The following is a 15,616-nucleotide window of genomic DNA, read 5'->3' on the forward strand; positions in this document are numbered from 1 at the left end:
CCCTTCGTCCTTTATTGGACGGAGGGTTTTTTGATTTCCCGGAAACAAAGGAGGAACCAGAGATGGAACAGAACGGACAGCAGGAAACATCCCTGCCGACAAAGTACGATCCGCAATCGATCGAGCGCGGCAGGTATGAATGGTGGGTCAACGGCAAGTTCTTTGAAGCTCAGCCGGAAAGCGGAAAGGAGCCGTACACGATCGTCATTCCGCCGCCGAACGTTACGGGCAAGCTTCACCTCGGCCACGCCTGGGACACGACTCTCCAGGACATCCTGATCCGCATGAAGCGCATGCAAGGCTATGACGCGCTTTGGCTGCCGGGGATGGACCATGCCGGAATCGCAACACAGGCAAAGGTCGAAGGCAAGCTGCGCGAAGAAGGAAAGAGCCGCTATGACCTCGGACGGGAAAAATTCCTTGAAGAGTCGTGGAAATGGAAAGAGGAATATGCGGGCCATATCCGCGAGCAGTGGGCAAAGCTCGGCCTTGGCCTCGACTATTCCCGCGAGCGTTTCACGCTTGATCAGGGTCTGTCGGAAGCGGTCCGCACCGTCTTCGTCAAGCTATATGAAAAAGGCCTGATCTACCGCGGCGAGTACATCATCAACTGGGATCCGCAGACGAAGACTGCACTTTCCGACATCGAGGTCATCTATAAGGACGTACAGGGCGCCTTCTATCATATGCGGTACCCGCTTGCTGATGGCACGGGGTCGATTGAAATTGCGACGACTCGTCCTGAAACGATGCTCGGGGATACGGCAGTCGCCGTCCATCCCGAAGATGAGCGCTACAAGCACCTGATCGGCAAGACGGTCAAGCTGCCGATCGTCGGCCGCGAAATTCCGATTGTCGCAGACGATTATGTCGAGATGGACTTTGGAAGCGGGGCGGTGAAGATCACGCCTGCCCATGACCCGAACGACTTTGAAATCGGCAACCGCCACAACCTGGAACGCGTTCTTGTCATGAACGAAGACGGTTCGATGAACGAGCGTGCCGGCAAGTACCAGGGCATGGACCGGTTCGAGTGCCGCAAGGAGATTGTGAAGGACCTGCAGGAAATGGGCGTCCTTTTTGAGATCGAAGAGCACATGCACTCTGTCGGACATTCCGAGCGGAGCGGAGCGGTCGTCGAGCCGTATCTTTCGACTCAATGGTTCGTCAAGATGGAGCCGCTTGCCGAAAAAGCAGTCGAGCTCCAGAAGGGCGAGGAGAAAGTCAACTTCGTTCCGGAGCGGTTCGAGAAGACGTACCTGAACTGGATGGAGAACATCCGCGACTGGTGCATCTCGCGCCAGCTTTGGTGGGGCCACCAGATCCCGGCCTGGTACCATAAGGAAACCGGCGAGGTGCATGTCGGAATGGAAGCACCGGCAGATGCGGAAAACTGGAAGCAGGACGAAGATGTCCTCGACACCTGGTTCTCGTCCGCCCTCTGGCCGTTCTCGACGCTGAACTGGCCGGATGAAGACAACGAACTGTTCAAGCGCTACTATCCGACTGATGTACTCGTGACGGGCTATGACATCATCTTCTTCTGGGTGTCCCGGATGATTTTCCAGGGCCTCGAGTTCACCGGCAAGCGTCCGTTTGATGACGTCCTGATCCACGGCCTCGTCCGCGCGGAAGACGGCCGGAAGATGTCCAAGTCGCTGGGCAACGGCGTCGACCCGATGGATGTCATCGACCAGTACGGCGCGGACTCGCTGCGCTACTTCCTCGCGACGGGCTCGTCCCCTGGCCAGGACCTGCGCTTCTCGAATGAGAAAGTGGAATCCGTCTGGAACTTCGCGAACAAGATCTGGAACGCATCCCGGTTTGCATTGATGAACATGGATGGACTGAAGTACGAAGAAATCGATCTTTCGGGCAAAAAATCTGCCGCGGATGTGTGGATCCTCACCCGCCTGAACGAAACGATCGAGACGGTGACGAAGCTTGCCGACAAGTATGAGTTCGGCGAAGTCGGCCGCGCGCTGTACAACTTCATCTGGGATGACTTCTGCGACTGGTACATCGAGATGGCGAAACTCCCACTGTACGGGGAAGATGAAGCGGCCAAGAAAACGACCCGCTCGATCCTCGCGTACGTACTGGATAACACGATGCGCTTGCTCCACCCGTTCATGCCGTTTATTACGGAAGAAATCTGGCAGAGCCTGCCGCACGAAGGCGAGTCGATCGTCTCAGCAAAATGGCCGGTTGCGGATCCTTCGCTGTCCGATGAGCAGCGCGCAGGCGACATGAAGCACCTCATGGACGTCATCAAGGCGGTCCGCAACATCCGCGCCGAAGTGAACACGCCGATGAGCAAGAAAGTCGCGCTCGCGATCCGCACGCACGACGACGCAACACAGGCCGCACTGGAAAACAACCGCGCGTACCTCGAGCGCTTCTGCAACCCGGAGTCACTCGACATCAGCCGCGACATGGACGCACCGGACAAATCCATGTCCGCCGTCGTCTCCGGCGCCGAACTCTTCATGCCGCTCGAAGGCCTCATCAACATCGAGGAAGAACTCGCACGGCTTGAGAAAGAGCTCGGCAAGTGGCAAGGCGAGCTGAAGCGCGTCGAAGGCAAACTCTCCAACGAACGCTTCGTCTCCAAAGCCCCGGAAACGGTCGTCGAAGAAGAACGCGCCAAGCAGAAAGACTACCAAGAAAAATACGACGCTGTGCAAAAACGCATCGCGGAACTGAAAGAGATCTGAATAGGAGTGAGGACCCCCGTCGGCGAGCTGGCGGGGGTTTTTGGTGGGGGCGGGGGCTAAAATCGAGATGAACCTGCAATCTCGGCGGTGCATTGTGCAGACTCACAGAGTGACCCTGCAATCTCGGCGGTCCATGATGCAGACTCGAGCGGTGAACGTGCAATCTGATGGAAACAGCGAATAAATTCCTGAAATGAAGGCTCAAAATTCAATTTTAACAGCTATATTTCAGGCAAAATTCAAAGATGCAAAAACCTCTTCTCAGCTGAAGAAGGACGTGCTAAGCTCAATGAAAATCCAGGAAGCGGGTGGGGAAGGTAAGCACACAGGGGGCAGCTTTACTGATGGAGTTTGCATTGGCTCAGGCCGTGGAGCGTTTGCCGGCATGGGAACCGATCCGGTCAGAAAAAGTTCAGTCACTGAACAACTTACGGGCAGGCATGGCAGGGGAGAAGCGGATATACGAGACCATTCTATCGGTAAAGATGCATGATGAAGCGGCAATCCTTCAGGATATGGCGCTTCCGCTTATGGCCGGCTCCACGTTCCAGATGGATTTGGTCCTTGTCGCCAAAAGCGGGATTTTACTTATAGAGTCAAAACAAATCGCGGGCAGGCTCCGGTTCCATCCAGTGCCGGCAGAACTGAGGAAGGTAGACGAAGACGGAAAGATTCAGGCGGTTTACGATTGCCCGGTCGCACAGCTGTCCGAACAGCAACAGAACTTGCATCAATGGCTCACAATGGCAGGCTATCAGGTACCGGTTTACGGGGCGGTCGTGTTCGCCAACAATCCGGTCATCGAAGAAATCAAGCAGAACGCCCCCGTTTATAAGATGAGGGAAGTCAGAAATCTGATTAGGCGACATCTGGTGAGGCAGCCCGTAATGGATACCGGTGAGATCCGCGCATTGGAGAAGTCGATGAGATTGGATGCACGCCCCTATCTTCCATTTCCTCTTAAAGGAATCCATTCGGCAGTGGGTCGTCTGGGCCCGCTTTGTCTGTATTGCAGCGAGCCGCTACAGAGACACTCCCAAAGGAATTGGCTTTGCGCCAAATGTAAAAGGCGTGAAAAAGATCCGGGCTTGGTGACATTGCTGGCCTGGTTCCTGCTGGTCAGAAAAACAATTAGGCCGAGGGAAGTCATGATCCTTTTGGAGCTGAAATCCCATGAGTCTGCAAGAGGTCTATTGGCCAGACTTCCATTAATCAAGATCGGAAAAGGAAAGGCAGTTGAGTATATGGCAGACTACGGTCAGTTGGCGCAATCCGATGATGTGATTAAGGTGGTGAAAGCCTGGCTTGCCGGGAAAGAAGCAATCAGGCAGTGAGTGTTCAAGTGGCGCTGCCGAGACTGCATGTTCCTCGGCTGAGATTGCACATTACTCGACTGAGTCTGCATGATGGCGCCCCGAGGCTGCACATCCTCATGCTCCCAAACACCCAAAATCCCCCGGCTTCACCCGCCGGGGGATTATTCGTTCAACTTATTCTTAATATGCTGCATGAGGACGTCGGCGATGTCAGTGTCGCTTGTTTCATAGAGCGACCTAGCACCGACGGGGTCCTCGATTTCGTTCAGCAGGAATCCTCCGTCGGGGAGGAGGAGGAAGTCGACGCCGATGTAGTCGCTTTTCAGTGCACGCGTGATGCGTTGTGCGGCGCGGACCATGTCTGCGGTTGGCCGGTATGGGTCGACGCGGCCACCGAGCGTGTAGTTGGATTTGAATCCGGTGCTGCCGGTTCGTTTGACGGCGCCGGCGAGTTCATTGCCGACCATGAACAGACGGACGTCAGCGGCCCCGGATTCAATAAAGGGCTGGCCGATGATGCGGCGGTCCATGAAGCGGGTAAAGAACCAGCCGGCCTCCATTTCGTCGAGGACGCGGGCGACTTCGACGCCTCCGTGGCCGTCGACAGTTTTCAGCACCGCGGGATAGCTGTCCAGCTCGTCCGGGCTATCGACAAGGCGGCTCGGAACCGCAGGGACGCCCATGAATGTCGCCAGCTGGTAGGTGGCGTACTTATCGTTGGCGATCTGATTGATTTTCGGGCGGTTAAACAGCCGGTGGCCGGCGTTTTCCAGTTCTCGCGCGAGTTTCGCGTTCCGTTCCCGGAAGATGATAAAGTCGGCATCCGCCGAAAGGTCGTCCGGGTACATCGACAGGGTCAGCAAAAGACCTGCGCGTTCGGCTGCGAGCTTCAGGAGTTTGATGAAGCCGACGTTGCGGGCAGCTTCATCCGGGCGGTAATAAACAACACCATGCTTCATTGAAGTGTCTCCAGTATGTATTCGATCATCGCGTCGGCCACGTTGATGCCGGTCACGTTATAAATGTTGCGGATATGTGCGGCGGCGTTGACTTCGCAGACAAGCGGCCGGCCGCCCGGGCCGAACAGCAAGTCCACTCCGGCGAATTCAGCTCCGACCGCCCGTGCCGCATCCAGAGCGATCCGCTGCTGTTCATCATCCAGCTCCACCGGTTCCGCGACGCCCCCGTTCGTAATGTTCGCCCTAAAGTCGGTCTCGGAGTGCCGGTACATCGCCGCAACGATCCGGCCGCCGACCGTGTTGACCCGGATGTCCCGGCCGCGGCTGGAAGCGACAAATTCCTGGAAGACAAAGTCGACGCCGCGGAGTGACTCCACCTTCTCGAAAAATGCCTCTTCCGTCTCGATCAGATACACCTTCGCGCCGAACGACCCATGGCCTTCCTTGATGATCATCGGCAATCCGAACTCGGCAAGCACCCGCTCGAAGTACCCGGTCCCCGCAATGGAGAAGTTCGGATAGACTTTCGGAGCGACCACTGTACGCGGCATCGGAATCGCCGCCTGTGCCAGCTTGATATATTGTTTTGCCTTGTTGTCGCACGTCTCGATCACTTCCGGATCGTTGAATACCGGGATACCGGATGCCTTCAGCCACGTGGCCAGCAGGATGTCTTTGTCCAGGAACACGACGAACGAAGGCGGCGACACGACGCCTTGCTGCAGATCCATCATGACCTCAAAGTTTTTCCGGATCTCTGTACGGACTCCGGCACGGTCCGCCGCCTCCGCGACAAGACGTGCCTGGTCCGCAAACTTATCCGATATGAGGCTGCCATTGTAAATGACCCAACAACTCTTCATCGCTCTTCCTCCACTTAAACCGCGCTCTACGCTAAAATGAATTCATCACAAGTTTACCACACGGAGGAGACCGCTTTGATTCCAAAACTGGATTTGTACCAAAAGAAGCACGAACTGATGAGCGCGGATGAGATCCGGCCAGGGCTGGAGGCGATGGAGCGAGCGCTCGCTCGGCTCGGCAATCCCGAAAAAGGCCAGCACTTTATCCATCTGGCCGGGACGAACGGCAAGGGCTCGACGGTGGCATTCATGGAATCGATCGCCCGCGCGCACGGTCTCCGGACAGGCTCGTTCACGTCACCCGCGATGACCGACCTCCATGATCAGATCCGTCTGGATGGCCGGCCTGTCACCGGAAATGAGGCTGATTCGGCATTTGCCGAAATGAAAAAAGCGGGACTATCCGGCATGCTGACGGATTTCGAACTGCTCACGGCCGCGGCTTTCCTCGTCTTCAAAAATCATCAGCCGTACCTTATTTTCCTCGAGGCCGGCATGGGCGGGCGCTTTGACAGCACGAATGTCGTCATGCCGGAGGCGTCCGCCATCACATCGATCGGCCTCGACCATACCGGATTCCTCGGCGGCACCTTAAAAGAGATCGCCTGGCACAAAGCGGGGATTCTGAAGCGCGGTGTGCCTGGAATTATCGGGCCGCTCCAAACTGAAGCGTTTGAAGAGGTAAAGCGTGTCGCAAATGAAACCGGCGTGCCGATCTCTGTTTACGGTCAAGACTTTACCGCGATTCCCGGTATCCGACCCGGTCTTTCCGGCCCGCACCAGCATGTGAACCTGGCGATTGCCGCGGAAGCGCTGAAGGCTGCGGGGATTGACCTTGATCCATCCAAGCTGAAAAGGGGAGCGGAAACCGCTTTTCTCCCCGGCAGGTTCGAAGAGATAAGTCCGGGTGTTTTCCTGGACGGAGCCCACAACCCGGCGGCGGCAGATGCGCTCGTCCAATCGGTCAAAGACAGATTCGGCGAGGAGGCGAAGGTCCGGTTCATGGTCGGCATGCTCGCGAGAAAAGATTACCGGAGCGTGATCCGGATTCTCGAGCCGGTCGCCCGGTCATTTATCTTCATCGACTTCGCACATTCGGATGCTGCACCCGCGCATCTCCTTGCCGCGTGCACCAAGCTTCCGTCTGTGCAGATAAACGCTGAACAGATTCAGCAGGAAAGATGGTCTCCCGCAGAAATTCCTCTGATTGTGACAGGCTCCCTATACCTTCTTTCGGAACTCCGTCATCGTTTTCTATAATTTTTTGAAAATTGACAGACAGTGCTTCAAAGATTTGGTAAAGTATGAAGTAATGAATGCAAATCCTTACCCCGGGGAGGAGGAGAGGGATGGTTCGGTTCAGAGGCCAGATGCGGCTGGCTGTCCTGGTTGCTTGGCTGATTGTGGTTCCTGCGGGATTCGTATGGCTGTGGCACATCAGGGAACCGCTTGATTCCGGCAGCTATCCCGTCCTTGCGGCAGCCACGGTGCTTGCGATGGCAGCCGTTTTCTATCCTGTCTTACGGAACGGAACACACCTGACGCTTGTAGGCTGGCTGACATTGCCGGCGTTTTTTCTCGGGGGGATCTTCGTTGAAGCGGTGATGATGCAGGTTGCGTTGCTGGCAGCCATTCCGGGCAACCGGAAAAGCCCGGATCCGCTGCAACGGTTTTTCTTTAATTCGTTGATTTTCTTTGTTTTGTCGGTAGTTTCGGGAGCTGCTTTTTATGCATCCGGCGGCAGCATCATGGGGACCGGTTTCACGGATTTGGCGTTGCCCGCCGCAGTTTATTTGGCCGTCCAAACCATAGGGAATATCGGATTTCTCCATCTTTATCAGAAGCTGATCGGGAATCCGTATCCGTTCCGGTTACGTCTGGTCCGGCAGGATTTCTTTGCGGCACTTGTCATCCTGCCTTATGCGTTGTCGGGGTATTATCTGTATCTCGCCATCGGTACGGTCAGCCTGCCGATATTGGCAGTCCCGTTTTTTAGCGTTATTTTCTTGATGCGGCTGTATGACACGACGGAGCGGGTCAATGACATGCTGGCCAAAGCGGCGGAGCTTGGCCGGGGGATGTCCGGCAAGCTGACCCAGCCGGAAGTGCTCGATCTGTTCGTCAGGACAGTGCCCGATCTTTTGCCTGTGGATTCCCTCTATATTTATGACATCAGAAAAGGTCGGGTCGAGCCTCTGAAGCTGATGGAAAATGGAGAGATGTTCACTGTCGGATGGCAGCGCCGGGACGCGGACACGGGGATCGGTTCCATGGTCTACCATTCAGAAAAGGGCCGTCTTTTCGGAAACCGGGAAGAATGGGAAATCTTTGTGAATGGTTCCATTCCTGACGCGGAAAGTCTCATCGGTGTCCACATTGTCCGAAATAAAATGGTCGAAGGCGTGATTGCGGTCATGTCCAAGCGGAAGTATGCCTTTGAAGAATACCATCTCCGTGTTTTGGAACTGCTCGGCTCCTACTTGGCAGTAGCCCTCGAAAAAGCCCGCCATGTCCAGAAGACCGTGCAGGAAAGCGAACGATGCGCACTCACAGGGCTTTACAACTACCGGTACATGGAGAATGCGCTTCACTGGCAGATGAATCAGGTGAACAGCGGTGAGTCGGATGCGCTTTCTTGTGTCATGCTCGACATCGACCATTTTAAGAAAATTAACGACATCCATGGACATCACGGGGGAAATCGGGTCCTTGCAGAATTTGCTCGGCTGTTGGAGGAACGTTCAGACGTCTCATGGACGGTCAGCCGTTACGGCGGAGAGGAGTTCGTCGTTCTCATGCCGGGGGTATCAAAGGAAGTGGCCGTCGGCTTTGCCGAAGCGTTTCGCATGGAGGTGGAGAATCACGCATTTACTGTGGAGTCATTCGGGGAAGCCGGGCCCGCAATGATTCCGGTCACTGTCAGTATCGGGGTCGCGACGTCGCCAGCGGACAGCGACAGCGCGATGGGGCTGATCCGGAATGCCGACCGGGCACTCTACACGGGAGCCAAGCAGGCCGGGCGGAACAAAGTGGCCGCCTATGCCGGATAACGATGGGGAGTGAATGGGATGGAAATCGGGAAGGGGGAGCGGATTTCACTGCCGCTGGCCTGGCTGTTGTTCGTGCCCGGCGGGATGGCCCTGCTTTGGCTGTTTGGCCCGCGTATCGACGACTGGGTCGCTTTTGCCATCATGGCAGTTGCCGCAATTGTTACCGGTCTGTTTCCGCTGGAATTCAGAAATATCGCAGTCTCTTTCCAGCAGTGGCTGCTGATCACAATCTTTCTCCGGTTCGGGGCAGGAGCGGAAGCACTTGTTTCACAGCTGGTCGTGATCGCATCCGTTGTATTTTCCAAGTCTGTGCTGCCTCCGGTCCACCGCTTTGTCATCAATTCACTGATTTTCTTTGTCTCGTCCGTTTTTGCGGCGGGAGTGTTCTTTTTCTCGGGAGGCGTGACCGGCAGTGTATCCGTGCCTCATGTCGTCGGCTACGGTCTGCTATACACGATGGCGTATCTTGGAACCAACCACCTTTGCCTGCTGGCCGATTCAAAATGCTTCGGCAGGCCGTATCATCTCCTGTCCAGGGAAACATTGTGGGATGCTGCATCCCTTCTAGTCACTTTCCCGTTCGGAATCGCAGCCTACTTCCTGGAACGCGCATATGGTCCCGGAGGCCTGATTCCGATCCTGATTCCATTTTTTATCGCGCTCTTGTTCGCGGCACGCTACAACACGAGCGAAGGTGTGAACCGGAGACTGGAATCAGCCTCTAAGACGGGCTATGAACTCGCCGGCCGGCTGAACAGCGAGGAGCTGATCCGCCTGTTTATCCACAGGATCCGGCAGGCGCATGAAGCCGATGCCGTGTATCTGATGGAGGCATCGGAGGGACGGTTCACTGTTACGGGCGCATGGGAAGAAGACAAGCTTACCAACAACCCACGCCATCTTCTGATCACTAAAAGTGACAAAAGCGGTTTTGACAGGCTGCAGGCAGCGGTATTCGGCACCGCAATGGAATGGAAACGGGAATTGTTGCTTCGGTTGCCTGAGGGGATCGAGAGTGTGATGGTTGCTCCTCTTATGAATGAGGACAAGTTGACCGGTTTTGTTGTGGCAGGAGCATACAGGCGCCACTTGTTTGACCGGGAAGATTGCCAGATTTTCGACCTCTTGTGCACCCACTTCACCGTATCGCTGGAAAAGGCGAGGTATGTCGAGACCGCCACTTCGCACAGCGAGCGATGCCCGCTGACCGGTCTGCGCAACTACAGATGGCTGGAGCGCGAACTCGAGCGCCGGGTCAGCAATGTGAATGGCGGCGTCCTCAGCCGGCTGTCGCTCATCATTTTGGACATCGACCACTTCAAGCGGCTGAACGATACATACGGCCACCAGAGCGGAAACGACATCCTGATCAATCTAGCGGCGATTCTTGAAAAAAACACGGAAGGCAAAGGCGAGGTCGCCCGGTACGGCGGAGAAGAGTTCGTCATTCTCTTGCCGGGATGGTGGAAGGAAGAAGCCGTTGAGTTCGCAGAAAAACTCCGTAAGTACATCGAGCACTCGGTATTCGAAATCAGGCCGGATCTCGGTGCAGAGCGGCAAAAGGAGTTCGTCAGCATCACTGCCAGCTTCGGAGTCGCAAACGTTCCGGACGATTCGGACAATCCGATGGACCTGCTCAGAAATGCGGACAGGGCCCTTTACGTCGGTGGAAAACAGTCGGGGAGAAACAAAGTAGGCGTATATGAGGGATGACCGGACCGGGAAACCGGTCTTTTTGTGTGTCGAAACACCGACACTGGGGAAAAGGAAAATGACAACCACTGTCGAATGCAGCATAATGAGAGAATCATAGAGTCGGGGAGGGCGGACGATGAACAAATGGGCAATGAAAAGGAATGAAAATGGCCTGACGCTCGTTGAAATCCTCGCCACCCTCGTCATCATCGGCATTGTCTTTATCGGAATCATGGCGATCTTTCCGCAGATGACTCTTTTCAATGAACGGACGGAAGTGAAGCTGGATGCGATGAGCATTGCAAGGGCAGAAATTGAACTGTTAAAACAGGTTCAGGTGAATAGATTTGGCCCGGAAATCGGTGCGGAACTCCAGAATATTCATCTGGATCGTGTTGCGGTCAGTTCGACTGCAGGTTCATCCGGACAAGTCATTTTATCCTACCAATTGCCCAATGGGTATCAAGTAGAAGCTTCCATATTCCCGGCAGAAACGGATGAACAGCTTGATTCCCTTTATCTTCATCAGGTGCATCTCGTAGTTATGGAAGGCGGTACATCAAGAAGAATGTCGGAAACCTATGCCTATCTGGAAATTGAACCCCCTTCTGATGCGGAGGAGGGAACTAAATGATAAGGAAAATAAGAGAAGAAAAAGGGATGACATTGGCAGAACTGATTGCAGCATTGGCACTGGCTGGCATGGTAGTGGTCATTATTATGACCCTGTTTTCCATCGGCACAAAACACCAATCTCTTGAAACCAGTCATCTCGCCTTGCAGCAGGAAATGAATTTAATGATGACCCGTATCACCCAAATCCATCGCTCGGGCGCTTGCTATGCGCTGGACCAGAAGGAAAGCGGCGTTGAAATCATTACTTTTACACGGCAACAGGACGAAAACCGGAATGAGCTGAGAGCCGGAAATTGTACAACGTCTACAAAGAACAGTTCGGCATACAAGAACGAAGGTTATGAAGTCAGGATTTGCCGCGTGAGTTTACGTGACACAGAGACCGTCTGTGAAGAGTTGAATTCCGAGACGGTGATCGACCCCCAAAGGGAAAACCTACGTGCCCGAATCACATTCAAAAGCGGGAATGGCAAAGAGTTGGTTCAGGAAACGACATTTTCGCGGTTTAAGGAGGAAGGCAGCGATGAAGAGAGTGATGAGGGCATCTCGGAAGCCGCTCCACAATGAAAAAGGATACACGCTCATTATCGTCTTACTGGTGATCACTCTTTTGCTTGCCTTTGCCGCAACGTTTATGGCTACGTCAATGAACCATTCTGTTCAGGAACGCACTGTGGAGTCCGGGAATCTGTCGGTCGCAGCAGCAGAAATGGGTATCCAATATGAAACAGCTCATTTTGGAGACGATTTTAACCAGCTTCTTGATGAGATTAATCTGGAGACCACAATCAAGATCAACAAACTCCGGGAATGCATACAGCCTCCTATAGGAACAGAATGTGATAGCGAACAAGATCGCAAAAATTATGAAAGCCGGATTGAATCAGAGATACGGGCACTTTTCTTTGAAAAAGTTTTTGATTTGATCGGTACATACAAGACGAACTCGAGTTCCATAAATATGAAAAAAGAGTTTCCCGGAAAGGCCGGCTTTTATATTGAAAATGTAACATCCAATCTGAGTTCGAATCTGCCGGTTTCCAATCTTAAAGAAATCGAAATGAATCTGACGGTCAAAGGAGAAGCGGATGAACGGACAAGCACTCTAATGGCGACCGTTATTTTCCCGGTACCGGATCGGTTCCTCAATCCTGATGAAGCTGAAAAGGTACAGACAAACTTCGTAGAAGTAAGTGAAGACATTACCTATGAGGATATTTTCAATCTGCAGGCACCGACAATTTCATGCAGTACGCTGATAGACAGCGTAAAGTCCGGAACCGCTGTGGCCCCCTATAAATGTAAAGCCGACGGAGCGTTGAGCGGCATCGTTGAAAAAATTAAAACTGCCGGACTTGATCCAAAAGATTTCACGGTCTTCACCAGCAATTTCGTGCGAGATGTATGCGGATTAAAATGCGGAAATCTAAATAACCTGGACTTCTCAGGTGCCAATCTGGTTGTTAATTCAAGTGATATTGAAGCGTTCAACAATATGAATAACTTGGTGAATGGCAATCTGATTATTAACGGAACCTTATCAGTCGGAAACAACTTAAATAACCTTGGGAAAAATGGGGTCAAACAAAATGTCATCGTTAAAGGTTTGAATGTGGACAACAATATTAAGAACATGTCCTATACCAATTTGCTGGTGCTTGGCAACCAAGATGGGACCCTGGCTGACCTAAAATGGGGAAACCATTTTGATGTCGATATCTATTCCCGTCTGTGCATTGATATTGACAGGATCAAGAGCGAAGATCTCACCCGTCTTTCAAAAGAAGCCAACTTCAAAGATAGCGGATCTCTTATCTACTATTCGAAAGATCCAAATAAAACGTTCCGATTAGTGCAAAACAATGATTACTATGTAGTTCGTGCACCGAGCTATGCATCCTTCTTGGAGAAGTGCGGTGTGACGCTGAAGAAAACAGTCACAAGACCCGTGGATATGTCAGTTCCGAGCGTAATCGATGCAAACTATGACATCCAAGTGGATTATTAATTGTTGAAAGGAGGCCCGTCATGCTGGACTATATATTTCTCTTGATTGCCGCCATCATCGTTTTCCCCGTTCTCTATTATCTGATGACTAAAGGAAAAGCGGGGAAGGTGATGGTCATCATGGCGGCAGCCGGTTTCGGGATTGCGCTGGCCGGAATTTACATTCAAAATCATTTTGCGTTCTACTATTCCGCGATTGCAATGATTGGACTGTCATTCGCGGCCGCTGTTCTGATCGCCAACCGGTTGCCGGACAAAACGGTCAGCGAGGGCGTGCTGGATGAATTATACGAGCCGATTCGCTTGGAGGATGACTCTCCGGCCATGAATGATGAAAATGAAATCGCCGTGGCTTCGGAAGACATCCGCGCTGCTGTTCCGGCCGAGGATTCCAATACGATTGAGCCGGAGGGTTACCGAGAAGTTATCCTTCCCGGCATGGCGGAGATCGAGCAACCTCCGGAAGACTTGGATAGGAACGAACAAGCAGCATCCTATCTTGAGAATGATGAATTGGAGCTTCTGACTGATCTGGATACACCGGAAATTGACCTCGTCTCTGAATCGGTCGAGGAAGCGATGGAGCCGGAATTTGCCGGAGAGGACGATTATCTGGAGCCACTGGAAATGCCATCGCAACCAGCAGCAGAGGAATCTAAACGACCCGAACAGCCCTCTTTCGTTGATGAAGACGACTACCTTGATGACGGCGACCTGGAGTCCTGGCTTGAAGCCCGGCCGGTTCCCGAGCCGGCCGATGAGCGGCCGGAGGAGCCCGATGTGATGCGGGAAGATGACCCGTTCGGGCTGCTGACTGAAGAGGATTGGATTGTGGAAGAGGAGGAAGAAGGCGATGGAAAATAAGAAAATCCTGAACGTCCTGATCGGCGTCCTTCTGTCCACGCTCTTTTTCTACCTGTTTGCGTCGGGCGGATCTTTACTTGCCGGCAATCTCCTCTTTCCCTCAAAAGACTTCGGGGAAAATACATATATAGGTCCGTATGATGTGTCGGACTACAAGGAAGCGGAGACGACAAAGGTGCTGAATGAAGGCGTCAGCGACCTGCAGAGCCGGTTTGATGTGGAAGTCCGTTATCTGGACGGTTCATTCACCCTGCCGCCAGAAGCGGTTGAATTCGATGTGCCGGGCACCATCAATGAGGCTGACACCGGGCAGGAGAATCCCCTGCTTGTGCATGTGAAGGAAGGCGCCGTGCGCACGCTGCTCGAACAGAACCTTGGCAAGCTGAACCTGACTGATGGAGAAGTCAGCGCCATCGCGGAGGGCATCGAACGCAGGCTCAGGAATGGAACGATGCCCGCCCGCATCCAGATCAGCGAATTTTTGGATGCAGGCCGCCTGGAAGGCGACACCGTTGTAGCATCCGCTTCATTTGATTCACAGACCGTAACGGAAGGGTTCCTAAACGGCTTGGAGGCGCTGAACGGAGTGGAGATCAGCGGAGGGTCAACCGTGTCATTCCTCCAGCTGATGGAATCGCTGGATACGGGATCGCTCACGAAAGATGAGATGACGAGAATCGCTTCCCTTCTCTATGCAACTGTATTAAACACAAACTTTACCATCGACGAGCGGTCCATCAGCAACCGCCTGTCGGACGGCATTCCGCTCGGATTCGAAGCGGCTGTCGACCCTATTACACAAACGGACCTGATGTTTACGAACCCAAACGGGGCCACATTTACAATTGCAACGGAGATGGCCGGAGACACTGCGACGCTCTCGCTTCACGGTCTGCCATTTCTTTATGAATACACGACATCCGTGACTGGCACCGAGACGTTCGAGCCGCGGCTCATCAAGCAGTTCAGCGAAAATGTGAAGACCATCGCGCCAAGGATCGAAGAAAAAGGGGAAGACGGCATCCGTGCGACCGTGATCAAAACGATCATGGATGATGCGATTGAGCGATCGAAGGAGGAAGTGTCCACCGACTTCTATCCGCCTGTCCACCGCGTAGAGGTGCATCGTCTGAAGCCGGAAGAACAGCCTGCGGAAAACACAGGAAACGGCAAAGAAGGGTCTGATACAGGCGGGACAGGTGCCGATGGCAATTCAGACAGTACCGGAAATGGCACTGGGAATGGCAATGGATCAGGCGACGATACAGGCAATGGTACCGGAAGCGGCAATTCCGATAACGGTGGCAATTCCGGTTCTGGTGATGATTCAGGAAACGGTTCAGGAGACACTTCCGGCAATAATAACGGCCCCGGTTCAGGCTCCAGCGAAGGAAACGGAAATGGAGAGGGGGCCGGCAATGACTCGGGAACCGGCAACGGAGACGATGAGATTCAATACGACAAGGGCGGCAACCCGATTACGCCATCAGCCGCCCGGGGAAGGTGATG

The 15,616-nt window shown here is 53.7% G+C and carries 12 protein-coding genes and 1 other annotated feature (1 of these 13 only partly in view); of the genes, 10 read left to right on the forward strand and 2 right to left on the reverse strand.

What is annotated here, in order from left to right; all coding sequences use genetic code 11:
* Positions 1 to 15 (forward strand) — a binding site (T-box leader) (it extends 209 nt beyond the left edge of the window).
* Positions 16 to 62: 47 nt separating this feature from the next.
* Positions 63 to 2,717: a valine--tRNA ligase gene (locus tag KHA84_RS07030; RefSeq protein WP_213422827.1), complete on the forward strand. Its 2,655-nt coding sequence runs from the start codon at positions 63 to 65 to the stop codon at positions 2,715 to 2,717.
* 344 nt (positions 2,718 to 3,061) lie between these two features.
* Positions 3,062 to 4,051 carry a nuclease-related domain-containing protein gene (locus KHA84_RS07035; RefSeq protein WP_213422828.1) on the forward strand — a complete coding sequence of 330 codons (990 nt, stop codon included), beginning with the start codon at positions 3,062 to 3,064 and terminating at the stop codon, positions 4,049 to 4,051.
* A 143-nt stretch (positions 4,052 to 4,194) separates the two neighbouring features.
* Here KHA84_RS07035 and KHA84_RS07040 read toward each other — a convergent pair whose 3' ends face one another.
* Entirely contained in the window at positions 4,195 to 4,992 is a 798-nt protein-coding gene (locus KHA84_RS07040; protein WP_213422829.1) for an ATP-grasp domain-containing protein, read from the reverse strand.
* A complete protein-coding gene (locus tag KHA84_RS07045) occupies positions 4,989 to 5,855 on the reverse strand; it encodes an ATP-grasp domain-containing protein (protein ID WP_213422830.1) in 867 nt (288 codons plus the stop codon). Before KHA84_RS07045 ends, KHA84_RS07040 begins: the two co-directional genes overlap by 4 nt.
* 75 nt (positions 5,856 to 5,930) lie before the next feature.
* Between KHA84_RS07045 and KHA84_RS07050 the strand changes: the two genes are divergently transcribed.
* The 8 genes from KHA84_RS07050 (at position 5,931) to KHA84_RS07085 (ending at position 15,614) form a co-directional block, all read left to right on the forward strand.
* Positions 5,931 to 7,115, forward strand: a complete 1,185-nt coding sequence (locus tag KHA84_RS07050; RefSeq protein WP_213422831.1) for a bifunctional folylpolyglutamate synthase/dihydrofolate synthase — start codon at positions 5,931 to 5,933, stop codon at positions 7,113 to 7,115.
* An 89-nt stretch (positions 7,116 to 7,204) separates the two neighbouring features.
* Positions 7,205 to 8,905: a GGDEF domain-containing protein gene (locus tag KHA84_RS07055; RefSeq protein ID WP_213422832.1), complete on the forward strand. Its 1,701-nt coding sequence runs from the start codon at positions 7,205 to 7,207 to the stop codon at positions 8,903 to 8,905.
* Positions 8,906 to 8,923: 18 nt separating this feature from the next.
* Complete coding sequence (locus KHA84_RS07060; protein ID WP_213422833.1) at positions 8,924 to 10,618, forward strand: GGDEF domain-containing protein; 1,695 nt, start codon at positions 8,924 to 8,926, stop codon at positions 10,616 to 10,618.
* Between the two features lie 118 nt (positions 10,619 to 10,736).
* Positions 10,737 to 11,234 carry a prepilin-type N-terminal cleavage/methylation domain-containing protein gene (locus KHA84_RS07065; protein WP_213422834.1) on the forward strand — a complete coding sequence of 166 codons (498 nt, stop codon included), beginning with the start codon at positions 10,737 to 10,739 and terminating at the stop codon, positions 11,232 to 11,234.
* Positions 11,231 to 11,803: a hypothetical protein gene (locus KHA84_RS07070; RefSeq protein ID WP_213422835.1), complete on the forward strand. Its 573-nt coding sequence runs from the start codon at positions 11,231 to 11,233 to the stop codon at positions 11,801 to 11,803. Before KHA84_RS07065 ends, KHA84_RS07070 begins: the two co-directional genes overlap by 4 nt.
* A complete protein-coding gene (locus KHA84_RS07075) occupies positions 11,760 to 13,244 on the forward strand; it encodes a hypothetical protein (RefSeq protein WP_213422836.1) in 1,485 nt (494 codons plus the stop codon). Before KHA84_RS07070 ends, KHA84_RS07075 begins: the two co-directional genes overlap by 44 nt.
* Before the next feature lie 20 nt (positions 13,245 to 13,264).
* A complete protein-coding gene (locus KHA84_RS07080; RefSeq protein ID WP_213422837.1) occupies positions 13,265 to 14,107 on the forward strand; it encodes a hypothetical protein in 843 nt (280 codons plus the stop codon).
* Positions 14,097 to 15,614, forward strand: coding sequence for a VanW family protein (locus KHA84_RS07085; protein ID WP_213422838.1), 1,518 nt, complete (start codon positions 14,097 to 14,099; stop codon positions 15,612 to 15,614). The genes KHA84_RS07080 and KHA84_RS07085 overlap by 11 nt, the downstream gene beginning before the upstream one ends.
* The last annotated feature ends 2 nt before the right edge of the window (positions 15,615 to 15,616 follow it).

The sequence above is a fragment of the Bhargavaea massiliensis genome (genome assembly GCF_018390575.1).
In the GTDB taxonomy this organism is placed as follows: Bacteria; Bacillota; Bacilli; order Bacillales_A; family Planococcaceae; genus Bhargavaea; species Bhargavaea massiliensis.